At 46.4% G+C, this 23,604-nt stretch carries 16 protein-coding genes, 3 pseudogenes and 1 riboswitch; of the genes and pseudogenes, 15 read left to right on the forward strand and 4 right to left on the reverse strand.

Features of this window, described 5'->3' with window-relative positions; genetic code table 11:
- Window positions 1-52: 52 nt before the first annotated feature.
- Window positions 53-1,411, reverse strand: a complete 1,359-nt coding sequence (locus ASF12_RS23675) for an amidohydrolase family protein (RefSeq protein ID WP_155973411.1) — start codon at window positions 1,409-1,411, stop codon at window positions 53-55.
- A 187-nt stretch (window positions 1,412-1,598) separates the two neighbouring features.
- On the reverse strand, window positions 1,599-2,498 hold the full coding sequence (locus ASF12_RS23680) for a helix-turn-helix transcriptional regulator (protein ID WP_056040227.1): 900 nt from the start codon (window positions 2,496-2,498) through the stop codon (window positions 1,599-1,601).
- 125 nt (window positions 2,499-2,623) lie between these two features.
- On the opposite strand from ASF12_RS23680, the gene ASF12_RS23685 reads away from it, so the two are divergent.
- The 9 genes from ASF12_RS23685 (at window position 2,624) to ASF12_RS23725 (ending at window position 13,765) form a co-directional block, all read left to right on the forward strand.
- Window positions 2,624-3,514, forward strand: coding sequence for a sugar phosphate isomerase/epimerase family protein (locus tag ASF12_RS23685; RefSeq protein ID WP_056040229.1), 891 nt, complete (start codon window positions 2,624-2,626; stop codon window positions 3,512-3,514).
- A 34-nt stretch (window positions 3,515-3,548) separates the two neighbouring features.
- Entirely contained in the window at window positions 3,549-4,586 is a 1,038-nt protein-coding gene (locus tag ASF12_RS23690) for a Gfo/Idh/MocA family protein (RefSeq protein ID WP_056040231.1), read from the forward strand.
- Between the two features lie 228 nt (window positions 4,587-4,814).
- Complete coding sequence (locus tag ASF12_RS23695; RefSeq protein ID WP_056040233.1) at window positions 4,815-7,925, forward strand: GNAT family N-acetyltransferase; 3,111 nt, start codon at window positions 4,815-4,817, stop codon at window positions 7,923-7,925.
- A 14-nt stretch (window positions 7,926-7,939) separates the two neighbouring features.
- On the forward strand, window positions 7,940-8,806 hold the full coding sequence (locus ASF12_RS23700; protein ID WP_056040234.1) for an amidohydrolase family protein: 867 nt from the start codon (window positions 7,940-7,942) through the stop codon (window positions 8,804-8,806).
- 266 nt (window positions 8,807-9,072) lie between these two features.
- On the forward strand, window positions 9,073-9,867 hold the full coding sequence (locus ASF12_RS23705; protein ID WP_056040236.1) for a Sir2 family NAD-dependent protein deacetylase: 795 nt from the start codon (window positions 9,073-9,075) through the stop codon (window positions 9,865-9,867).
- A gap of 189 nt (window positions 9,868-10,056) precedes the next feature.
- The gene (locus ASF12_RS23710) at window positions 10,057-10,590 is read left to right on the forward strand and encodes a hypothetical protein (RefSeq protein WP_056040815.1); all 534 of its coding nucleotides are present in this window, start codon (window positions 10,057-10,059) and stop codon (window positions 10,588-10,590) included.
- A gap of 38 nt (window positions 10,591-10,628) precedes the next feature.
- The gene (locus tag ASF12_RS23715; RefSeq protein WP_056040238.1) at window positions 10,629-11,291 is read left to right on the forward strand and encodes a hypothetical protein; all 663 of its coding nucleotides are present in this window, start codon (window positions 10,629-10,631) and stop codon (window positions 11,289-11,291) included.
- 76 nt (window positions 11,292-11,367) lie between these two features.
- Window positions 11,368-12,822 carry a methyl-accepting chemotaxis protein gene (locus ASF12_RS23720; RefSeq protein WP_056040240.1) on the forward strand — a complete coding sequence of 485 codons (1,455 nt, stop codon included), beginning with the start codon at window positions 11,368-11,370 and terminating at the stop codon, window positions 12,820-12,822.
- A 46-nt stretch (window positions 12,823-12,868) separates the two neighbouring features.
- The gene (locus ASF12_RS23725) at window positions 12,869-13,765 is read left to right on the forward strand and encodes an alpha/beta hydrolase (RefSeq protein WP_056040817.1); all 897 of its coding nucleotides are present in this window, start codon (window positions 12,869-12,871) and stop codon (window positions 13,763-13,765) included.
- A gap of 118 nt (window positions 13,766-13,883) precedes the next feature.
- Here the strand turns inward: ASF12_RS23725 and ASF12_RS23730 are convergent, their stop codons facing one another.
- Entirely contained in the window at window positions 13,884-14,153 is a 270-nt protein-coding gene (locus ASF12_RS23730; protein ID WP_056040242.1) for a TetR-like C-terminal domain-containing protein, read from the reverse strand.
- 82 nt (window positions 14,154-14,235) lie between these two features.
- Between ASF12_RS23730 and ASF12_RS23740 the strand changes: the two are divergent.
- Window positions 14,236-15,033, forward strand: a pseudogene (locus tag ASF12_RS23740) (MFS transporter); the annotation flags it as partial.
- Between the two features lie 98 nt (window positions 15,034-15,131).
- Here the strand turns inward: ASF12_RS23740 and ASF12_RS23745 are convergent.
- Window positions 15,132-15,677: a TetR/AcrR family transcriptional regulator gene (locus tag ASF12_RS23745; RefSeq protein ID WP_056040247.1), complete on the reverse strand. Its 546-nt coding sequence runs from the start codon at window positions 15,675-15,677 to the stop codon at window positions 15,132-15,134.
- A gap of 216 nt (window positions 15,678-15,893) precedes the next feature.
- On the opposite strand from ASF12_RS23745, the gene ASF12_RS23750 reads away from it, so the two are divergent.
- The 5 genes and pseudogenes from ASF12_RS23750 to ASF12_RS23770 all read left to right on the forward strand — a co-directional run bounded on the left by ASF12_RS23750 (window position 15,894) and on the right by ASF12_RS23770 (window position 23,598).
- A complete protein-coding gene (locus ASF12_RS23750) occupies window positions 15,894-17,033 on the forward strand; it encodes an MFS transporter (protein WP_056040249.1) in 1,140 nt (379 codons plus the stop codon).
- Window positions 17,034-17,049: 16 nt separating this feature from the next.
- Window positions 17,050-17,393 (forward strand): annotated as a pseudogene (locus ASF12_RS23755) (aldo/keto reductase); the annotation flags it as partial.
- Between the two features lie 540 nt (window positions 17,394-17,933).
- A riboswitch (cyclic di-GMP riboswitch) is annotated at window positions 17,934-18,021 on the forward strand.
- Window positions 18,022-18,315: 294 nt separating this feature from the next.
- Window positions 18,316-18,882 (forward strand): annotated as a pseudogene (locus ASF12_RS23760) (condensation domain-containing protein); the annotation flags it as partial.
- A gap of 61 nt (window positions 18,883-18,943) precedes the next feature.
- Window positions 18,944-22,861 (forward strand): non-ribosomal peptide synthetase, encoded by a 3,918-nt coding sequence (locus ASF12_RS23765; RefSeq protein ID WP_268795459.1) that lies wholly within the window; start codon window positions 18,944-18,946, stop codon window positions 22,859-22,861.
- Window positions 22,858-23,598 (forward strand): thioesterase II family protein, encoded by a 741-nt coding sequence (locus ASF12_RS23770; protein WP_056040252.1) that lies wholly within the window; start codon window positions 22,858-22,860, stop codon window positions 23,596-23,598. The genes ASF12_RS23765 and ASF12_RS23770 overlap by 4 nt, the downstream gene beginning before the upstream one ends.
- Window positions 23,599-23,604: the final 6 nt, after the last annotated feature.

Consider the following 23,604-nt stretch of genomic DNA (forward strand, 5'->3'; position numbering starts at 1 on the left):
TTTCCAAGCTTATGGGAAGGATCGCGCAAAGTTCTCAAGCCATCTAGCTGCTTTAAACGGCCCCACTTGCGGTATCTGCAAGAGCAGAAAACAAATATTGTTTACTTTCACCCGCGATTTTACGCACATGGTTTAAATCGACGTGAAGCAGCTGTCCGTGGCGTTTTACTGGACGTCCGGACACAAATACGGAATCAACGTTTGAGGGATTCGCAAATTGTACGACAGCTCCAACGGGATCGGAAGCGGGAAACATATTCAAATCTGTCATTCGAACCATAATGAGATCGGCTTCTTTTCCAGGCGTTAAGCTGCCGATTTTATGGTCTAATTTCAAAGCTTTAGCTCCAGCAATCGTTGCAAAATTTAATACTTGCTGTGCCTTTAAACTCAACTCGCCCGGCATGTTTTTGGATGCTAAAATATTCTGATTGGTTCTTGCCCGCTCCGCCTGCAGCATAAATTTCATTTGCGCAAACATGTCCCCGCTGGTTGAAGTCACGACATCTACACCGAGGGTAGGTGTTCCGCCATTCTCCATAAACACCCCAGTGGCTGGATACCCATGCCCCATCATCATTTCCACCTCAGGCGTAATCGATATCGACGCTCCTGAATCTGCAAGCATTTTGTACTCGTCATAACCCATTGTATTCGCATGCACCATATTCAAATCGGGACCAAGGAGGCCAGCCTTATATAGCTTTTCAATGGAGCGGTCATCTGGACCCCAGCTGCCAAAACCGACATGCATGGAACAGATCGCATCCAGTTCTCTTGCAAGCCTTATTTCCTGAACCGTTGCATCCCAGTGGCTGAATTCTGGTCCTCTAATCGCTAATCCCATCGTTAATAATTGATTGTCGGAAGAAAAATGCTGTTTTTTGATACGGTACACGTCATCTGAAACGATTTTTTGGCTAGCACGGTCCCAATATTCGGTTTCGCCGGATGCTCCATATGCGAATACGGCGCGGATTCCGGCATTTTGCAAACCTTGAACGAACCCGTCTGCATGCTCAGGGGAATAAATCATCGACCAATCCAAAAGGGTAGTTACACCGGCATTCAGCGCATCCAACGCTCCCAGCAAATTAGCCGCATAACTATCGACTGGCCGCAATTTGCTGCCAAGCCCTCCGTAATAAATATTTTGCAAATAGGTAGGCAGCGACCAATCCGTACCTATGGTTCGGACTAAAGATTCCCAAACATGACGATGGGTATCGACGAAGCCGGGCATGACGATCATATCCGTTGCATCGACAATTTCGCAATCTATTGCATCGAGCTCTTCTTTTATTGCTACAATGAGCGAATCTTCTATTAGAATATCCGCTTTCTTGAAATCTCCTAAAGACTTGTCCATCGTTAACACGAAGCCGTTTTTAATTAAGTAACGTTCACTCAACTTTGCCATCTCCTTTGATAAATGAATGGGCATTACAAAAGTGATGATAAAAACGAATGCTCAAGGGCGACTAATCAACAAAATAATGCAAGGTTCACAATATATACATTACATAATTTAGCACAATTTGTAAACCGAACACGGCGGAGTCCACTTATAAATCAGATTATGGAACCGCCGTGCTGCGCTATAATGGCCGTTTGCGTGCTTCCGACGGGGTTATACCCTTGTATTGCTTGTACAGCTTTGTAAAATAATTCGGATTGTCGCAGCCTACCGCTGCTGCAATTTCAGCAATGGTGGATGTCGTTTGCAGCAGCAGCCTCTGCGCCTCGTTGACGCGGCAAACGTTGACATACTCGACGAAGGTGCGTCCAGTCAGCTTTTTGAACTGTTTGCAGAAATGGAATGGATTCAGATTAACCTGCCGTGCCGCTGCTTCTACCGTTATTTTGGTTTGAAAATCGGATTCCAACCGTTTGATCAGCTGCTTGAAGCGGTCACGGTTAGCGAGGTGAGAGGCGGCTGGGCCTCTGCCATTGCTTGGCGGCTGGCTGTCGTAACGGCGGGCAAGCAGCGTTAGCGCGCTATACAGCTTTGCTTTGACGAGCAGTTGATAGCCTGACTGCTTACCGTCAAACTCTCCCACTAGTTCATCCAGAAGCTTTATGATAGTTTCGGCATGCTGCTCATGCTCCAGCGGTTTGACGGGAAATCTTAGCGTCCCCTCCAGGTAAGGGGCAACAAGCTGCGCATGCACGGGATCATGAACCCATTCATTGAACAATGAGGCATTAAAGACGATACAATCGTAACGAATATCGCCTTCACTCAGCGCATAGCCAACATGCAGGCCGCCTCCAGGAATAACGACTAGCTCTTCCGGCGATATCTCATAAGGTCTGCTGTCGATATGCAGCAGCGCATGGCCTTCTCTCATCAGAATAATCTCGAAATGCTCATGCCAGTGCAAATACAGCATGCTGTCACCAGGTTTAATTCCAAGCACCTGGTTATGAAATAATTGAATGGGATACCCCTTATGCTCTAGTCGCGTATTTTCCCACAGCTCTTTAGGATATGTCATAGTAAATTCACCACCACAAGATTAGACTACTTTTGCTCAAGATTGTGTAGAGTCATCTCGTAATTCTCTCGTTATAATGAAGGTGCTAAGCATACTATAAGCCAATATTGGAGTGATATTCAAGGATGAGTGAACAAATGCGAATAGGTACGTTGGTAGGCGGCGGGAATGCCGATAGGATTATACCGCAAATCGTGGGACATGGTTTTGAATCTTTTAATTTAACGTTCTGGCAAACGACGGGCCAAACCGATTTGCCGGAGTTGGCCAAACGTGTAAGCGCTCTATCCGATGAGCATGGGTTTGTGGTGTCGGCGCTTAGCGTATTTGGCAATCCGCTTACGGGAGCGGGCGACAATGCGGATACTTTAGCCAGTTGGGAGCGCTTAATCGACCATGCATCACTTTTTGGCGCTAATATTGTATCTGGATTTACTGGCCGATTGACGGATCAGCCGATTGATGAATCCATCCCGCGTTTTAAGGAAGTATTCGGGGAGCTAACGAGGCGTGCGGCGGACAAAGGCGTGCGGATCGCGTTCGAAAACTGCGATATGGGGGGCACGTGGAAGCAGGGAGACTGGAATATCGCGCATAACCCGGCAGCGTGGGAGCTTATGTTCAACGCGGTGCCAGAGGATAATATTGGCCTGGAGTGGGAGCCTTGCCACCAGATGGTTAGCCTGATTGATCCGATCCCGCAGCTCCGCAAATGGGCAAGAAAAGTATTCCATGTTCATGGCAAAGATGCAACAATCGCTTGGGATATTGTGAAGGAGCACGGTGTGCATGGTCCTCAGCCATTTGTGTGGCACCGGACGCCGGGGTTTGGTGACAGCAACTGGAGCGATATTATAACGATTTTGCGTCAAAATGGCTATAAAGGCACGATTGACATCGAGGGCTGGCATGATCCTGTGTACAAGGACGAGCTGGAAATGACGGGTCAGGTTCACGCATTAAATTATTTGAAGCGCTGCCGCGGTGGCGATTTTATTCCAAATCCAAGCGTATAAATACTAGCTGAAGAGAAGCGGGAGGAATAGCATAATGACAGCAAAATATCAGGTAGTCGTCGCGGGCTGTGGCGGAATGGCTAACAAATGGGTGGACTATGCACAAGGCAGGAAGGATACGGAAATCGTCGGACTGGTCGATATAAAACAGGAATTTGCCCAAGCGATGGCTGAGCGTAAAGGATTGAGCTGTCCGACCTTTACCAGCTTGCAGACTGCGCTTGCGGAGACGGGGGCGAACCTTGTTTTTGATATTACCATCCCGTCCAGCCACTATTCGATCGGCACTACAGCGCTGGAGCAGGGCTGTCACGTATTTGGCGAGAAGCCTTTGGCAGAAACGATGGAAGAATGCTTGTCTATTGTGAAGCTGGCACAGCGTACGGGCCGTACGCATGCCGTTATGCAAAATCGCCGTTACGATGGGCGCATTCGGGCTTTGCGCAAGCTGATGTCGGAGGGCCATATCGGGCGAACCGGCTTTATCGGTGCGGATTTTTTTATTGGCGCACACTTTGGCGGATTCCGTGATGCGATGAGCAGTCCGCTGCTGCTCGATATGGCGATTCATACGTTCGACCAGGCACGGTATTTATCGGGAGCGAATCCGGTATCGGTCTACTGCCACGAATTTAATCCTCCGGGCTCCTGGTATGAAGGGAATGCGGCAGCACTCTGTATTTTTGAAATGTCCGACGGCTCGGTTTTTAATTATCGCGGCTCATGGTGTGCGGAAGGGTCTATTACCTCATGGGAAGCCCAGTGGCGTATTACAGGAGAATATGGGACAGCCATTTGGGATGGAATCGGTGAACCTTATGCCGAGGTTGTTGCTCCAGGCGATCAATCGGACAAATTCATTCGCGATTATGTGCGTGTAGATGGCGGACTTGTGCAGATGAATAATGAGTTCCACGAAGGCTGTCTGGACGAAATGTTCGCAGCGCTTGATGAAGGGCGCAAGCCGGAAACCGACAGCAGCGACAATATTTACAGCATGGCCATGGTGCTTGCATCGCTGGAGAGTGCACGACTTGGGCAAAAGGTACTTATTGCTGATATGATGAAATAGTGCTTGCTAATATGTGAGCGAATGTTGACAGGATTAGTGTCTTCATTTTCAGGTCGATAACCGGTTTCCATCCTTTGGAGACCGGTTTTGTTCGTTGCAGGGATGAAGAGATTTAGCAAAATTGACCAGAAAAAACGCACATGGTACAATATATACTGAACGTTCAGTCAGTATAATGTCGAAATTTGTTTCAGCCATGTGTAACGAATTTAGGAGGTGAGTGCTCTTATGAATAGAAATCAAGAAATGACTATCATCGAATATGAACCCCGATATGCAGCCTCCATCGCCGCAATGTGGAATACAAGCAATGAGAGTTGGGGTGGAGACAACTCGCTCCAGACGGAGGAAAGCATTCTTAAAGAACATCATAACAGTACCTTTCTTCATGTATTTTTGGCGATAGCTGGTGGGGAGGTTGTGGGATATTGCAGCTTCTCCCATTACAAGGAAGATGCTGGTGCCCTGTACATCCCTTTACTAAATGTCCGGCCCGATTATCATGGACACAAAGTCGGCAAGCGACTTATTTTGCGCGCGATTGAGGAAACCTTGAAGCTTGGCTGGCCTAGACTCGACCTCTATACATGGCCAGGCAATACGAAAGCTGTCCCTGCCTATAAGAAGAGCGGGTTTTTCTGGGAGAAACGGGATGACACCACACATCTAATGAACTTGATTCCATCCGTATTGCAGACCGGTGCTGTACAGGCTTATTTTGAAGAAATCAACTGGTACACGGATAGCATACGCGAAATTGCGGTCAGTCCCGATGGACGTCAGGAACAAGGTTTTGATTATTTTACTTATGAGTGGAGAAAAGGCAATTTACATCTGAGGATGGAATATGAGCGGACAGGACGCGGATTAAGACTAATTGAAACGAATGACTACCTCATTAAGGCAACGATTCCTGATCACCATAAACTGCCTTTTGGTGCTAGCTATCCGATCGTATATGAAGCCGTCAATAAAAGCGGGAAGGCTCTAGCTTTGGAAATCAAGAGCGTCGGCAATGCTGCCATTAGCTTTGAGCTGCATGAATCCAGAGTGGTTGAGTCACAGGAACGGATAGAAGGCAGCTTTTTTGTCCATGCCACTCAAGAGGATCAGAACTTATTTCAGACCCATCCGGTTGTTGAAGCCGAGCTGCTTATTAATGGTTTGCCAGCTGCCTTCAAAATTGGCATTGAGCCAAAATTTCCAGCGAAGCTAAAGCTTCAAGCACCAGTTGGGCCCATTTATGCGGGTAAACCTATTGCGCTTGATTTGACGATGGAAAATGAGTACGAGACAGAGGCTGAGTTTGCTTTCGAGCTGGCCGATGATGCGGTTCTTTCCTTCAGCCAGCCCTCCGTCCGTATCAAGGTACCAGCTAAAGGCCGGAGGACCATTACCATTGACGCTCGATTGCTGACCTATGGCATTTGGCATCATCATCTGGCTATTCACAAGGTGGTCGGCACTGGCGAATTACTCGTATCGCAGCAGGAGGTCAGTCTTGTGTTTCCGGGAATACATGCTGCTTTCGGAGGCGAAACCGATCAGGATTGGGTAATCTTTAACGGACAATACTCCGCTCGCCTAAGCAAATCAAGCAACACACTTTCCATTTACGAGGGAACTCATAGCACCATAAATCTTTATTATCCTAAGTTTGGGTTGCCTTATAGCAGCGCATTTGAGAAAAATCGTGTATCTCAAGTAACTTGCCGTCATGACGAAGCTATGGTGCTTGAAGCCCATTATGATTTGACTTCCGCAAACCTGCTGCTAACGCTAGTCGTCAAATTGTACAGCAATGGTATAATTACCCGTCATCATGTTGTACAGAACAAGGCGGCAGCAGTTCGAGAGGAACCCCTATTTTTGAAAGAAGGTTTTACCTTCAACCTTGAAGACAGCGTTATTCCATATGAAGGCCGGTATGTGGATTTAAGCAAAGGGCCAGACGCCTCCAATTCCGATTATTGGGAGAAAAATCGGTTTACGGAAAACTGGATTTTTGCTCATAACGGGGCATCGTCACGGGGAATTACCTGGCCTGAACAATTGGAGATCGTATCAGAGGGCTGGTATTATGGCATTGAGCATGCTTTGGGCGTTATTCCCGCGGGAGGTATGGCACAGACTGAGCCTATCCGCATTGCTTTAGGAACGTGGAGAAATTGGCGTGATTTCCGTTCTTTTGCCCTGAACAGGGGAACTTCACAGGAGCTGGAGACTACCGAGCAGCTGGAGACGATTGTGAATCAGGGAAATCCTTTTTTGCAAGGATCGCTGGAGATCCGGATTGCGGAGCGGAAAAATGCCTTTTTGGAAGGTGAAATTGAGATCTCATCTGCACTAGACAGCATAGATACGGCAAAACACCTCATATCCAGCGAACAGAAGCTCACCGAACTCGTAACGCCGCTTGCTTGGAAATCCAGCCTTGAGGCGGATATTCTAACCATGCGTCTCGACATGGAATCCTATAGGACAGGAAGAAGTCGCCTTGTTTTTCCAGTATCGGATCACCTAATAACACAACAAACGGAACAGACGGAATATGGCGAGGTACTTACTGCGGGCAATGGGGTTATGCAAATTCAGGCAAGCAGCAGCTTTGCCCCGGCCCTATTTTCATTAAAGCATCACGGCGTGGAATGGCTCGATTCTTCCTTTCCTCATCCAGGGCCTAAGTCTTGGTGGAATCCTTGGATCGGCGGCATTGCAGCAGAAGTATCTGGCATGTCCGCAGCGAGCTTCATGGAAGAGCCGCGTGAGACAGCCTTTGCAGCGATTACAGATAATTTGGGAAACAGCTGGTCGGGTATCCGAATGAGTGTGACGATCAGCAACCATGCAAAATTCAGAGGACTTGTGCTCCATCACTATTTCTTAATGCTGCCAGGGGTACCTGTACTTGCAACTGTCATTCGGGTGGAGCAAAATACAGGTGCGCCTTTGCATCCGCTACCCCTTTCCAGTTCGACCTTCTATCGGGCCAGCAGCGATATTAAGGATAGCAGGGGGCATGTTAAAAATAGCAATGGTGAAAATATTACCTATAAGGCTGGCAGGGTTCAGTATAGCGCCAGCAGCCCAAACGGGATTTTCCAGTATAGTTCCCGTGAGCGGAAGCAGCGGCTGACCTTCATGGCCCACCCAGAGCTTGATTCAAGCGAGCTTCATATGAATACCCATGTAGCGGCATCCGTAGCAACAGAAAAACTATTTTTGCAAGACGGGAAGCAGCAGTTCGCCAAGCCCCAGTTCTATATCGTTTCTGATCTGTTTGCCCCAGAGGAAGCTTATCAGGATTTGCTCAACATTCGTTTTGACCAGTTGACTTAAGAAAGGATACTTTGATGAAAATTATAGATGCACATGTCCATTTTTCCAATATTGCAGCTTTTAAAGAGACCGCACAAACGTTGGCCGCTATTGATTACACAGCAAGCGGTTTGCTGGAGGAGTTCAGAAACGCTGGTGTTATCGCTGGTGTAGGGATGGGCGTTACGGAAACGGTTGAAGGGGCCTTCCCGGATTCGGCAGCCCTTAATCCCATGCTGCTTGATTTAAGCGGCCAGCTTCCTGACAATCTATTCACTTGTGTCGGTATTAATCCATTAACCCTGCATCTGGATGGTCAGCTCGAAGCGCTGGAACAATCGTTGCGCTCGAAACATGTCGTTGGTATTAAGCTGTATGCGGGATATTACCATTACAATGTCGGTGATGAAATTTATGACCCGGTGTACAGGCTCGCTTCCGCGTACCAGCTGCCCATCGTCATTCATGGAGGACTGACTTATTCGGATAAAGGCTTACTGAAATATTCGCATCCGCTGTCGATGGAAGAAACCTTTTTGAAGCACCGTGAGCTTACCTTTATGCTTTGTCATCTCGGTGATCCTTGGGTCATGGAAACAGCCGCATTGCTGGAAAAAAATCCGAATCTCTACGCAGATCTGTCGGGCTGGATAGTAGGCGATGCCGCAAAGGTGGAACGGTTGTTAATGGAGCAAACCTATACGGATCATTTCCGACGTGCCATTGTGTTTGCCGAAAAATACGATCGGCTTGTGTTCGGTACCGATTGGCCGCTTGTTCAGCTGGATGCTTATATCCGATTTGTGAAGCATCTGATTCCACAGGCTCACTGGGAGGATGTTTTTTATAACAATGCGCTGCGGGTATTTCCGAAGCTGAAGCAGCTGATTGGAGATAATTAAGATAGAGTAGAGTCGTTTGTGCAGAGAAAGTCGCCAATAGGGCGACTTTTTTTATTTTAATGAAAGACAAACAACTTTTCATCTTCTGCCAACCCTTTCACTGCTTGTTTTTCCATGAAATATGGAAGTCAAGGCATTCCGAAAAGCTCTTGACATGGAGTTAACTCCAAATGCGATAATATCGAATAGCAGAGGGGGAAGCAAGCAATCGAGTTTTAACCTAGCAGCTTTAGTATTGTAACCGCTTTCGAACTTAGAAGGATTGGATGGGGAAAATGGACGATTATCAATTGCGTATCGAGAAGGCAAAAGAGGCAATAGAAGGGGCGGAATATATTTTGTTAGGCGGCGGAGCGGGCGTCTCGGCTGCTGCTGGTATAACCTACAGCGGAAAAAGATTTACAGATAATTTCGGCCCATTTATTCGCAAATTCGATTTAACAGATATGTATTCTTCCGGTTTTTACCCGTTTCCTACACAGGAGGACAGATGGGGGTATTGGGCAAAACGTATTCGCCTTAATCGTTTTGAGACGGGGCCGACAAAGCTTTACCAGGACATATACCGCTTGGTTAAGGACAAACAATATTTCGTTCTCACCACTACGCTCGACAGCCAATTTGAGCTTGCAGGTTTTTCGCCCGACAAAGTATTTGAAACTCATGGCAATTACAGATACTTGCAATGTGCAGTCGGCTGCCATGACCGGCTCTACAATAATGAATTACTAATCAGAGATATGGTCGAGAACACAGTGGATTGCAAAATCCCTCATGAGCTTGTGCCTAAATGCCCTGTCTGCGGCGACGAAATGGCTCCAAACATCAGAATCAACAAATGTTTTGTGCAGGATGAGAAGTTTTATGAATTAGAAGCGTTATACAAAAACTTCGTGCTCGAATCCATCGGCAAGGAGCGGCTGTTTATAGGCTTGGGTGTAAAGGATGAACCTTTAGTTTTATTGAAAAAAGGCGATCCAGATCATTTTGAAAAAAAAGTAGGCACTATCATTTCATTTAACGAGGACATTCAAGAGATTGTGCCAGCCTTATCAAAGTGACAAAAGTTGAAAAATGAGAAACTACCGCTAACAAGCAGCCTGAATTCGAAAACCTCGAATCCAGGCTTTTTTTATGCCAATCCTAACGTATTAACATTTCTCAAACATTTCATAAGCAACTTATAAACAAATGTTCGATACGATAGGTACACCAAATGAAGGGCGATTATGCAAGGAGTGATAGAGATTTTGAGCGAGATCATTAAAAATGAAAATAACTTCGTAGGCTATGAATACAAGGATATAACGGTAAAGCGCGCCAAGGAATCCCTTTATGCAGATGGCTATGCCCATTTTGGCTGGATGCTGGAAGGAACCGCGACTCCAATCCAAAGCGTCGGTGCTGTAACGATGAAGTATAAGCGGGACCGCAACATTCGCAATAAAGCTGAACTGACCCGTTTGCAGCGACAATTTGAAGCCTGTGTAAAGGATATCGAGAGACTGGAACGTTCTATAACGAGGGCTGCTTCTACAACTGCTTATGTTGTCGGTGTAGCCGGAACGGGGTTCATGGCTGGCTCGGCGTTTGCCTATGTTGCAGGCATGCTGCCGCTCACGGTTATTTTGGCCCTCATCGGTATCACAGGGTGGATCATTCCGTATTATGGCTACAGCAGCATTCGCAAGAAAAAAACGGACAAAGTTGCTCCGTTCATTGATCAAAAATATGACGAAATTTATGAGGTGTGCCAGAAAGGAAATAACTTGCTGGCCAAGTAAAGGAATGACGATCCGAAGGGAGGCTATAAATTTAGGAGATGCTAGCTCATTATCTCAGAAATGCTCAGGATCGAACTGCCATCGTAAACACCGCATCACTTGTCCTTAATATTTTTATTGGCATTGGCAAGCTAGTCCTTGGCCTTTATCTCCTTTCCGGCTGGTTCATTACGAATGCCTTGTATTATTTGATCCTTTGCGCCGCCAAAGGACAGGCCCTTCACATGTATGCCGTGGCCAAAAAGATCGAATCTCCTGAGCAAAAGTATGACTTGGAATTCAGCGTGTATAAACGCAGCGGCTTTTTTCTCTGCCTGCTAGGTGTCTCCTATATGCTGGTCTGTTTGCGCATGTATCTGGCTAGAGACGTCTTTATCTTCGACGGTTTTATTGTTTATCTGGTAGCGACCATCGCCTTTACGAAGCTGGCAGTAGCCATCTATGGGAATATCGTTTACCGGCAACTCAAAAATCCCATTATTTCGACGCTGAAGATGTTTAATTTTATTGATGCAATGGTATCCATTGTTGTCACTCAAACGACTTTGCTTACGATGCAAGCTTCACCTTATGCCATAAGCGTCAGCGCTTTGTTTGGGATGGCATGCAGTGCTTTGTTTTTTCTCATAGGCATTTATATGCTGTACAAAAAGAAGAAGGAGTCTTTGACAGAGGAAGAGGGTGTGGACCCATCTATGTAATTGGTTTGATTGTGCTTAACATTTGTTTAATCATTATAAAAATTATCAGACACTATCAACCGGGGGAAGAAGACAAATGAAAAACAGCTTTTTGAGAAGCAACACTGAAAAGGTCAACCCAATTATCGCCTGCATTTTATGGCTTGCTTTGTTATCCTTCTGTTTCTTTCTTGCTAGCGGCCAAGTTAAAGTTGAAGTGGTTTTCTCGCTGTTTTTGGAGCTGGTCGTTGCGACGGTACTAATGTCTAGAAAAAAATACCCGATTCAAACGATGGTTACTTTGATGATTGCCATATTAACCTGCACAACCGCCTATATCGAATCGGCTGGTGCGGGCATGCTCATTATGGTTGTGCTTTGTGTCGTTTCGCTTTATTTGAATAGAGTGCTGCTATTCGGATTCGGAGGCTTGTACAATATATCCTATATTGTCATTTATTACTCCAAACACGAGCAATTCGATACAACCTTTTATATGACGATCGGTTTCATCGAACTGACGATTGTAGCGTTATATTTTGTCTGTAAACGCGGAAACGATCTCATTCATGTAAGCCGGCATAAAGAAGCTGAAGCCCGGGAGCTGTTGGACGAGCGGGATAATATGGTCGGTGTCGTTCACGAGAACACTTCCTCGTTAAATGCCGATATTGCCAACTGTAATCACGATATTGGCGTATTAAAGAAGATGAGCAATACGATAACGTCCAGCATACAGGAAGTGACGGCGGGAATTCGAGATCAGTCTGAAAGCATGGCTCATATAAGCGAAATGATGAACCATGCGGATGGGAAGATGTCGGAAATCAATCAGCTGTCCCACAATCTCGCCGACCTCTCAGGCAGCAACGGAAGGGCCGTTCGCCAAAGCTCGGCGCGAATCGTTCAAATGGGCAAACAAATGAATATCATCAACTCGGCCGTATCGGATTCATTAACTACCGTTCAGGAATTAAACAAAAGCGTGGATGAAGTGAACACTTTCCTGTTAGCCATTAAGCAAATTTCCGATCAGACCAGCATTCTCGCTTTAAATGCTAATATTGAAGCCGCCAGGGCGGGGGACGCGGGAGCGGGATTTGCGGTCGTGGCGAATGAAGTTCAGAAGCTGGCTCAGGAATGCTTAAATTCGGTTACACAAATCAACACGATTATTCATAATATTAAAAGCAAAACGCAGCTTGTGGTTGAAAAGGCTAGCAACGGCAGCGTGGCAGCTAAAGAAGGGGAGGCGCTCACCGAGCAAGTGCTTGAAAGCTTTGACAGCATCAGGTCTACTTTTCAACAGATGGATCAATACATAGCCCAGGAATTGGACATGACGGATCAAATGAGTGTAATCTTTTCTCAAGTGCGGACGCAGGTTGATCATATCTCGGGTATTTCTCAAAAGCATGCAGCAGCAACCGAAGGGGTACTGACCACGACACAAGAGCAGGAGAAAAATATCGATGTCATCTACAATTTTATCGGCAATATTAACAACTCCAGCATTCGGCTGCAGGACCTGATTGAGAAAAGCTCTAAATAAAATTTTAAATAATAGAATGGAGTGTTTAACAATGGATGGACAGCAAATGGATCATAAGCAACAACTGGAAATGGTGCGAAGATTTCGCGAAAATGTGGTGGGTACGGGAGCTGCGCTCCAGCCAAGCGCAAGCTTTGCTGTACAAAGGCAAGAGGGCATCATCCCTACCAGAGCTGGGGATACCCGTGTCCTAGTGTATACACCGGAATCTGCTTTGTCTGATTCTCTACCTGTATACATCAATATGCACGGGGGCGGCTTTATTTTGGGAAAGGCAGAAATGGATGATCCTTGGTGTCGATTGATTGCCCATCGGGCTGGCTGTGTCGTCATTAATGTCGATTATCGGCTCGCTCCTGAACATAGGTTCCCGACTGCCGTTCATGAATGTTATGACGTTGCGAAGTGGGTTCACGAGCATCCAGAGTCATTTTCAATCAACTCAGCGCTCATGGCGATCGGAGGACACAGTGCAGGTGGCAATCTGGCTGCCGCTGTATGCTTGTTAAATCAACAGAGTGGGAGCGAGCTTCCGATTGTATTGCAAATTATTGATTATGCGCCATTGGATTTGGCAATGGATCCTGCTTTAAAACCAAGCTTTGAGGAAGCGATCCCAGCGGAAATGGCAAAAATGTTTAACTCCATGTATTTGGCTTCCGCAGACGATGCCCATAGTCCGCTAGCTTCGCCTGTTTATGCGGAAGCCCTTCAAGGACTGCCCGAAGCATTGGTTATTACCGCTGGGAAAGATTCGTTGGCTGAAGAAGGCAGCGCCTATGCTGAAAAGTTGAAACAAAAGGGTGTGAAGGTGCTGCATAAACAATATGAGGGAGCAGCGCACGGATTTACCCATTATGGTGATCTAGCCGTCGCAGAAGATGCCTGGCACCTGATGAGTGACAAACTGAAAGAAGCTTTCTCAAAAGGAGAACAAGGATAGGAAAGTATGAATAGTTCATCGTTTAATTTTCATTCATAGCAATAATCCCCCAGCCTTTGTCTGGGGGATTATTGCGTTTAAGATAGGCATTACGGGTGTCTGCCTGCGGCAAATCGAACTATGAAAGATTCATATCCAGCAGCTTTTCTACTTGCTCTTCCATGACACGTGGGGGATAGGGCATTCCATTTAGAAACCACCATTCCACAATTCCTACGTAAGCTGGTGCAAAAAATTGTACCGTTACATCTTCATTGATTTCACGATTTTTCCCCTCCGTCATTTCCCAGCTGCGCTTAATATCCTCTATGACAAATTCTAGGAAGCGGCTGCGAAAGAAGGGAGCTCCTTTGCTTGCCAACATGGCTGAAAAAACAAATAATGACATTCAAAATATTCGAACCAGCTCATGCCCCATCTTTGGAAGCTGATTCAACCTCCGCTTCGCACAGTATTCTTCCCTAGCCGTTTCAATCGCAGGTCCCACAATGCCATTATTATTTTCCGGTATAAATCGCAAGAAAGTCATGCTGCTGGTCCTCGGGATTTTTGTTGTTTGTAATATAGTATCCCTATTTGCGCCAACCTTCACCGTTGCACTAATCGCCCGTATTATTCCAGGCTTTTTCCATCCCATTTATTGTTCCTTGTCTTTGACAGCAGCTGCTAGCTCCGTAAGCAAGGAAGAGGCTCCAAAAGCTATTTCTAAAGTGATGCTTGGCGTGACCGCAGGAATGGTACTTGGTGTGCCCATCACAAATTTTATAGCTAATGAAACTTCCATAGAAATGGCGATGGTCTTTTTTGCTGTCGTAAATGCTGTGGCCTTCATCGCAACATGGCTATTTATACCATCTATGCATGTTACGGAAAAACTTTCATACGGAGCCCAGTTAAGAGTATTAAAAAAACCGATTATTTGGCTAGCTATTGCTGCTGTTGTACTTTTAGGCTCAGCAGGGGCTAGTGTTAGCAGTTACATTGCAGAGTACCTTGAAACCATTACTCATATTTCGGGGAAAATGTTAAGCTTGACGTTATTTTTATATGGCTTGGCCAGTTTGCTGGGCAACTTAATCGGAGGGAGGCTGCTCTCTAAAAATCCAATGAGAACAGTCGTGACTTACCCCATCGTATTAGGATTGTTTTTATCAGGGATGGGTACACGATACATCGTGTTAGGAGGAATTATATTTTTGGTATTTAGTTTGTTAGCTATTTTACTGAGAATGTACATGTATCGTCCGACCAAACAGCACTCTAGATAAGAAGTGCAGGCATGCAGCTAACGCGAGGACTTTTGTTGAAGCTGCGCCTGCCTGTAAAAAGGGATGCCTCCGGCCCTCAGCATAATGGGGGCCTTTTCTTACACATTTCGCTCAAGCAACGTCCCCAGTTGCTCTGCCAAGACATGATGGGGGACAGGCTTGTCATTCGTAAACCACCATTCCACAACCCCTACGTAAGCAGAGGCAATAAACCTGACTAGAAGATCTTCATTTAACTTCTCATTCTTCCCTTTGGTTACCTCAACCTCATTCGTTAATTCTTCGATAAACAAGTCGAGAAACCGGCCGCGAAAGTAGGGGGCGCCTTTACTCGCCAGCATCATGGAAAAAAAGGAATAATGAAGCTCAAAGTATTCCGTCCACATCAAAGTGGCTTCGGTAAATTCCAATTCGGCTGCGGATTTACACATTTCTCTTAAGACGTTGATGTGTTCTTCGATAAGCTTGTCCAGCAGATCAAATTTATCCAAATAATGAAGATAGATCGTTCCGCGGCTCACATTCGCCCTATCGGAAAGATCCTGGATCGTAATATCATCAAAATTTTTCTCCGACATCAAATCAATAACCGCTTTTTTTAACGCTTCCTGGGTTTTGAGTATTCTCCGATCCACTTTAGCCAACTGGGAATCACCAATCTTTCTTTAATAATTGACAATGATGATGCAACTGTTCATTACTTAACAAATCCAGCTCATTTAGCAATTGCAGATGTTCGGTGTCTGTTTATAATTATAGACGTGAGTACATTAATGAATCAAGGAATAGTAGAAATTCAATGTTTTTGATGTCCGAAAAACGCATCGGGGATTATACGTAAAAAACGGGGGGAAAGAACAATGGAACGTCTATGGACGAAATCGTTTACGCTCATGACGATAGGAAACCTATTTTTGTTTAATGCCTTTTATATGCTGTATCCGACGATGCCGCTATTCATCACACAGATGGGAGGCAGCGAATCGCAGGTCGGGCTGGCGATGGGCGCGTTTATGCTGTCCGCCGTTATTTTTCGCCCCATCGTCGGCGGGATGCTGGACCGATTCGGCAGGCGCCCGTTTCTCATTTGGGGGCTTATTCTGTTCATCCTGGCAATGTATATGTATAACTGGGTTGGAGGAATTGTTGTGCTGATGGGGCTCAGAATTTTGCATGGTATGAGCTGGGCCGTTTCTACAACCGCCTCAATGACAGCGATTACAGACATGATTCCAGCGGGCCGCCGCGGCGAAGGAATGGGATGGTTCAGCACATCCATGACCTTGGCTATGGCAGTCGGTCCGATGTTCGGGCTCTGGGTGACAGAGAACCAGTCGTACAGCGCTTTGTTTTTAATCGCCGTCGTCCTCTCTGCGATAGCGCTGCTCCTGACGTTAGGAGCAAAAATGCCCTTCCAGCCCAAAACGGGCGTAAGAAAAATAGAATTGTTCGAAAAATCGGTTTTGCCGATTGCGGCATCCGTCTTTTTTCTGTTTATCGCGTATGGGGGCATTACAACATTTGTTCCGCTGTTCGCTAAGTCGATTCAGGTCAATTCCGGCGCATTCTTTCTGGCCTTTGCTGCATCACTGGCACTCAGTCGTCCCATTTCGGGAAAACTTTCGGATCGATACGGAGAGATTTCTGTTATCGTACCAGCCCTTGTCATTACGATTGGCGCCTTGATTGTGCTCAGCATGTCGACCGGCTTAGTCGGTGTGCTTGTTGCGGCGATTTTATATGGCATCGGGTTTGGCTCCGCGCAGCCGGCCCTTCAAGCGGCAACGATACGTCTGGCCCATCCAGAGCGAATCGGAGTTGCCAACGCCTCGATATCGACCGCTAATGATCTTGGCATCGGGCTCGGTGCGATCGTGCTAGGCTGGGTTTCCCAGTACATGAGCTATCAGGCGTTATTCACGGTCAGCGCTTTGTCCGTTGCAATTTCCTTGCTGCTGTTCACTTTATTTGTAAAACGTTTGTTGAAAAATAATGAATAAATGGAGGAACAATCAAATGGAATATGTGAAACTCGAAAATACGGGCTTGGAAGTATCCCGAATTTGTCTGGGCTGTATGGGCTTCGGAGTAGCCGTGCAAGGAGGGCATCAATGGATTATTAATGAAGCAGACAGTCGTCCCGTTATTAAAAAAGCACTAGAGCTTGGTATCAATTTTTTTGATACAGCTAATGTATATTCAGCCGGATCAAGTGAGGCGGTTATTGGACCTGCTTTAAAGGAATATGCAAATCGGGATGAAATCGTGCCGGCTACTAAGTTGAATGGGCGCACGCAGGTCCAAACGGTGCCGGACTTTCTCGAAAGGCCATTATGAGCGAGATTGATAAAAGCCTGAAACTCTTCAGAAAGAACCTGTAACCTCACCTATTGTTGGTGCTACAAAAATATCGCATATTGAGGATGCTGCAGCTGCTCTTTCCATAAAGCTGACACCTGAAGAAATAGCCCAGAAAGATGATCTTGAAAAGAATAAGCGGATCAATGGCTGGACGCCCATTATCTTGTGAATACATATGCCGAACCTTTTAGACAATAAAGGAAAAATCGATACCACAGAAACGCGGTGATGCGTTAAACTGAATGCTTATAAAGATGGCTGTCGAGACCTTCTCGACAGCCTGATGCCGCCTAAATGGCGGCTTTTTTGTTTTAAAATTTTCATAGCGTTACGTATCAAGGAAGATAAATCTGCGCAGGATTATTTCGTTCTAGTCTATCCAAGTTTCGTCTCCTCCCATAGACTTTCATTCTCTTCATATTAATAGGACCCCTCTCCCAAAAACTTTTTGTCGAATGAAAATATAAAAAAATGTAAAAAACGTAACTATTTGATGAACGGATTGTTTATAGATTAGGAATGGAATAAAACAAACATAAAATGGATAAAGGCATACCTATGGAAACATAGGGACGCAAAGCCATGGCCTAAAGCATCAGACGATGCTACGGTTGACAGGTTGCTGGAAAATGGGAGCAGACTGTCCAAAATCCGGGCAGTTTTTTATTTATCAAAACAAGTTATTGGGGGTAATTTGATGAAACGTTTTTATTATCCATTAACACATGCGCAAAAACGAATTTGGTATACCGAGCAGTTTTACCTCGGAACGAGTATTGCCAATTTGAGCGGTTTTCTCAAGCTTAGATCGCATGAGGGAATGGATTGCAGCAGGAAGGGAACAAAACCGTTGTCCAGCAAAATGGCAAACCAGCCGATTCAGTAGTCAAGCTGGAGGTGATTATGCCGGTAGCTGTAGCTATTAACGTATCACGAACGGTAGGCTGGTTTACCTCCCAATATCCGGTTGTGCTCGACATGAGCTATACGGACGATTTAGCCTATCAAATAAAACGGGTGAAAGAAGATTTGCGCCATATTCCCAATAAGGGAATCGGTTATGGCCTGCTGCGATATTTGGCAGCTGATGAGCATAAAGCAGGGCTCACCTTCTCATTCAAACCGGAAATCAGCTTCAACTATTTGGGGCAATTCGACAGCGAGGTGCAAACAGACTTGCTTTCACCATCCGTATACGATATGGGCGCGCAAACAAGCCCGGAATCTGAAGCGCTGTATGCGCTCAGCTTAAGCGGTATGGTAAGAGGCGAACGCCTCGTTGTGTCTTGCGCCTACAATAAAAAGCAATATTTGCGAGCTACGATAGATCAGCTGATGGATCGCTTCCACCATCATTTGCTTGTATTAATTCAGCATTGTACAGCCAAGACAGACAGAGATTTCACACCTAGCGACTTTACGGCGAGCGAATTGCAGCTCGAAGAGGTCGGAGATATTTTTGACATGCTGGCAGAGAAGTTTGGCTAAGAGAATGAATTAGCGCGCAGTTTAACTTGCTGCGGAATGGATAGAAGGAGGCCAAGCACAGGTGAACGGGATTACTTTTCAGAAGGAGCAAGTACAAGATATATATTTTTTATCGCCTATGCAGGAGGGCATGCTGTTTCACACGCTTCTGCACCCCGGACAGAGCTATTATATGGAACAGCTGGCCATTTCGGTGAAAGGCTCTTTTCGCAAAGAGTTGCTGGAACAAAGCATGAACGTGTTGATGGATCGGTACGATATTTTTCGTACCGTATTCCTGCACGAGAAAATCAACCGGCCGGTTCAAGTTGTATTCAAGCAGCGAGCGTTCCGCGTTCAGGAAATTGATCTATGTGATCAGCCGCGTGAGGAGCAGCAGCGACAGCTTGCTGCCTTCAAGCAGCAGGATAAAATGCTGGTATTTGATCTGTCCAAAGATATTTTAATGCGGACGACCGTTTTTAAGACAGCTGAGGACACGTATGAATGGATATGGAGCTATCACCACATCATGCTGGACGGCTGGTGCTTTGGTATTATTGTAAAGGAGCTGTTTCAGATATACAGCGCCTTGCTGAATCATAAGCCATACGAGCTGCCCGTCTCGAAACCATATAAGGAATATATCAACTGGCTTGGCAAGCAGGATAAGGAGGCTTCGCTTGTCTTTTGGTCGAGCTATTTAGCTGAATTTGAAGGGCAGGAGTCTTTCGCCGAGCAGCGCAGCAGACGCCATAAGGAAGGCTATTCGTCAGGCGAGCTTCATTTTAAGCTTGGAGAGGAAGACAGTGAGGCTTTCTCTAGATTGGCAAGAGAGCAGCAGGTTACGTTAAGCACGGCGATTCAAGCCGTTTGGGCTATACTGCTTAGCCGTTATCAGCGCAGCAGCGATGTGTTGTTTGGAGCAGTTGTATCGGGTCGTCCCGCTGAGATTAGCGGTGTGGAGAGTATGGTGGGCCTGTTTATCAACGTAATCCCAACCCGTGTCCAGATCGTACCGGATATGACCTTCAAGCAATTAGTATCGGAAATGCAGAGACTTTCAGTGCAAACCGAAGCGCATCAATACGTGCCGCTCTATGATATCCAGAGCCGAATAGGCCAGCAGACGTTAATTGATCATATTGTTGTGTTCGAGAATTATCCGCTTCAAGAGGCCGGCAAACAAAGTGACGAGCAGAGTCTGGGATTTACGATGGGTGACATTCATATTTTCGAAAAAAGCAATTATGATCTTAATCTTCTCGCTGGGCCTGGCAAAGAGATGGTGATGAAGCTAGCATACAATGCCAATGTGTATGAAAGCTCCTTCATTAAACGCTTGAAGGCGCAGCTCATCTACATGATCCGCCAGCTCGTGAGGGAGTTCAATAAGCCGCTTGGTGAGCTTGAAATTGTGCCGGAGGAAGAAGCGCATCGCTTATTCGCTTTTAACCGTCTGGATGGCCGGGACGGGGAAATGGCAGCAGCAAGCAATATGACGCTTGCTCAGCGATTCGAATGGCAGGTGGAGAATACGCCGGAACATCTTGCCCTTTCTGCTCCAGATGGATTATTTACTTATGCTGAGCTGAACGCTCGTGCAAATAAGCTCGCTTACGTGCTTCGCGGCAGAGGAGTTAACGACGGGACTATCGTTGGTCTGCTCGTTCACCGCTCATCAGATATGATTGCAGCTATTTTAGCCGTTCTTAAGGCTGGGGCGGCGTATGTCCCAATCGATCCTGCGTACCCAGAGCAGCGAATCAGCTACATGCTGGAGGATAGCGGAGCGAAGCTGCTGCTCACGCAGTATTCGTTGACAAGCGTTATCGAGAAAGTAGAGTATCAAGGAACCCTTCTGTACCTCGATGATCCAGAGCTGTATAAGGAAGCTGCCGCCAGCAATTTAGACACTGGGGAAGCGCCAATAGACACATTAGCGACGACTCCCGGAGGCTTGGACAGGCTTGCTTATGTGATGTACACTTCTGGTACGACTGGCCAGCCTAAGGGGGCGCTGATCACACATGCCAATATTTCGCGGATTGCGATTAATACGAACTATATTGAAATAACTAAGAATGACAACGTGCTGTCGTTGTCCAATTATGCTTTTGACGGCTTCACCTTTGACTTATTCGGCGCATTGTTAATTGGGGCTGCACTGGTGCTTGCTCCAAGCAATACGATTATGCATGCTGGCAAGCTTGTACAGTTCATTAAAGAAGAGAAAATTACGGTCATGTTCGTCACGACGGCGCTGTTCAATCTGCTCGTAGATGAGGAGGATTCGTGGATGAAGAGCATCCGCAAGGTGCTGTTCGGCGGAGAACGCTCATCGGTGAATCATGTACGCAAAGCGCTGCATAGCATGGGACCGGATAAAATCATTCATGTATATGGCCCAACGGAAAGTACGGTGTTTGCGACCTTCTATCCGGTTCATGCGCTTTCGGAGGATATGGCTTCCATCCCCATTGGCAAGCCGCTTAATCAGACTTCAGCTTATATTGTAAATGAGACGGATCAGCTTCAGCCGATTGAAGCGGTCGGGGAGCTTATCCTGGGCGGTGAGGGGCTGGCGCTAGGGTATTTGAATCGGACAGCTTTAACCGCAGAGAAATTTGCTCCAAATCCGTTTGTACAAGGAGAGCGTATTTACCGCAGTGGTGATTTGGCAAGGTGGCTGCCCGATGGGAATATCGAGTTTATAGGACGCGTCGACGATCAAGTGAAAATTCGCGGCCATCGTATTGAGCTAGGTGAGATCGAGAAACAGATTGTAAAACTTGAGCAGGTTAAAGAAGCGCTCCTGTCTGTTGCATGTCGTGCTTCGGGCGAGGCATCGCTTTGCGCTTATGTTGTATTGAAGCCTCAAATGGAGTTAAGCAAGAATCAGCTTCGCAATTATTTGCTAAGCATGTTGCCAAACTATATGGTTCCGCCAGCCTTTGTTTTTCTTGATCGACTGCCGTTGACCGCCAATGGAAAAGTGGATCGGCGAAGCTTGCCTGCAATGACGGAGTTCATGAATGAATCCGAACACTACGCACCTCCTCGCAATGATACCGAGGCCAGGCTCGCTGTAGTATGGTGTCAGGTACTCGGGGTAGCACGAGTCGGTATTCATGATGATTTTTTTGCTCTAGGGGGTCATTCGCTGAAAGCGATGACGCTTTGTTCTATCATGCTAAAGGAATTTCAGATCGACATCCCCATAAAATTATTGTTTGAGACGCCGACAATTGCTGAAATTGCAGCTTATTTGCAGGAATGGGTCGAAAGTGGGCAAACGGTGTCTAGGGCTTCAGCGCATCTGACGCTGCTTAACCCTAAGGGTGGCCCCCATTTATTTGCTTTCCCTCCGGTGCTTGGGTATGGCATAGTGTTCAAGGAGCTTGCGGACCAGCTGCCTAATTATCGCGTTCACGCTTTTGATTTTATTGAAGAGGAGGATCGCATCACTCATTATGCCAGCCAAATGCAGAGCATTCAGCCGCATGGCTCCTTCATCTTAATCGGTTATTCTGCTGGATGCGCTCTAGCATTCGAAGTTGCCAAACAATTGGAACGGGGCGGCAGGCAGGTAGAAGTTCTAATCATGATTGATTCTTATTGGAAAAATAACGTGAGTGATTTGAAGGGCCGTACAGTGGAAGGTGACGTTGCAGAGCTTATGGAAGCCAATAAGCAAAATATTGCGCTGCAAATAGACGCAGTTCGTGAAGGAATCGTTCGCAAAACAGCGGCCTATTATAAATATTACGTAGAGTGGATTGCGGAGGGGCAAGTTCATACTTCTATTCATCTGATTCAATCCGAAACCGCATTTACACTTTCGTCCGAGCTCTCTTCCTGGAAAAGGGCTGCGGGAACGGGAGAATATGTGGAGCATCAAGGCTTTGGAAAGCATGGGGAAATGCTGCAAGGGGGCTTCGCCAGACTGAATGCTCAAACCATCCGCTTTCTATTAAAAAGGAGGCCTGTGAAAAAATGAATCCATTGCTCAAAACGTTTTGCACGGGAACTGGAAAAATTCCACTTATCTGTTTTCCATTCGCGGGAGGATATTCTGCTGCATTCTGGCCGTTGCACCATTTTGTTCAAAATGATTGCCAGCTGCTCGCGGTTGAACCTCCTGGACATGGAACGAACAGCATGACCTTGATTCCAAATTTGGAGGGATTGGTGGAGCTGTATGCGAGGGAGCTTGCTGCGTATTTTCAACAGCCATTCGTCCTGTTTGGACACAGCATGGGTGGAATGGTTGTATACCGTTTGGCACAGAAGCTGGAGCAGCAAGGAATAGTCGCTAAAGCGGTCATTATTTCAGCTATTCAGCCGCCACAAAGCAAGCGTGAGCGAACAGCGCATCTTGATGATGACGCCTTTCTCGATCACGTCATTCCCATAGGCGGCATACCCGAGGAGCTAATAAAGCAGCGGGAAATGCTCGACTTTTTCCTGCCCTCTTTCCGGGCGGACTTTCAGGCACTCGAAACCTTTGAACATAGCGATCACACGCTGCTTCAGGCGCCTATGCACGTGTTTTACGGTGCTGAAGACTATAAATGCGCGGAGGAAGCTGACGGATGGAGGAAATGGGCCTATAATGTCCGGCTGCATCGCTTTGAAGGAGGACATATGTTTCTGCTGTCAGAGCCGGAGAAGGTGGCCGCGAGCATCCGAAGCATTATTGAAGCAGCCAATAAAGAAGAAACTCACTATATCTAGAAAAAG

It is taken from the genome of Paenibacillus sp. Leaf72 (assembly GCF_001422685.1).
Classification (GTDB): Bacteria; Bacillota; Bacilli; order Paenibacillales; family Paenibacillaceae; genus Pristimantibacillus.

Excerpts from the sequence above, each read along its gene's own strand:
- ASF12_RS23720 (WP_056040240.1), top strand. The coding sequence starts at position 11,368 with ATGAAAAACAGCTTTTTGAGAAGCAACACTGAAAAGGTCAACCCAATT.
- ASF12_RS23750 (WP_056040249.1), top strand. The coding sequence starts at position 15,894 with ATGGAACGTCTATGGACGAAATCGTTTACGCTCATGACGATAGGAAAC.
- ASF12_RS23695 (WP_056040233.1), top strand. The coding sequence starts at position 4,815 with ATGAATAGAAATCAAGAAATGACTATCATCGAATATGAACCCCGATAT.
- ASF12_RS23680 (WP_056040227.1), bottom strand. The coding sequence starts at position 2,498 with ATGACATATCCTAAAGAGCTGTGGGAAAATACGCGACTAGAGCATAAG.
- ASF12_RS23770 (WP_056040252.1), top strand. The coding sequence starts at position 22,858 with ATGAATCCATTGCTCAAAACGTTTTGCACGGGAACTGGAAAAATTCCA.
- ASF12_RS23700 (WP_056040234.1), top strand. The coding sequence starts at position 7,940 with ATGAAAATTATAGATGCACATGTCCATTTTTCCAATATTGCAGCTTTT.
- ASF12_RS23725 (WP_056040817.1), top strand. The coding sequence starts at position 12,869 with ATGGATCATAAGCAACAACTGGAAATGGTGCGAAGATTTCGCGAAAAT.
- ASF12_RS23690 (WP_056040231.1), top strand. The coding sequence starts at position 3,549 with ATGACAGCAAAATATCAGGTAGTCGTCGCGGGCTGTGGCGGAATGGCT.
- ASF12_RS23715 (WP_056040238.1), top strand. The coding sequence starts at position 10,629 with ATGCTAGCTCATTATCTCAGAAATGCTCAGGATCGAACTGCCATCGTA.
- ASF12_RS23685 (WP_056040229.1), top strand. The coding sequence starts at position 2,624 with ATGAGTGAACAAATGCGAATAGGTACGTTGGTAGGCGGCGGGAATGCC.
- ASF12_RS23730 (WP_056040242.1), bottom strand. The coding sequence starts at position 14,153 with ATGTCATTATTTGTTTTTTCAGCCATGTTGGCAAGCAAAGGAGCTCCC.
- ASF12_RS23705 (WP_056040236.1), top strand. The coding sequence starts at position 9,073 with ATGGGGAAAATGGACGATTATCAATTGCGTATCGAGAAGGCAAAAGAG.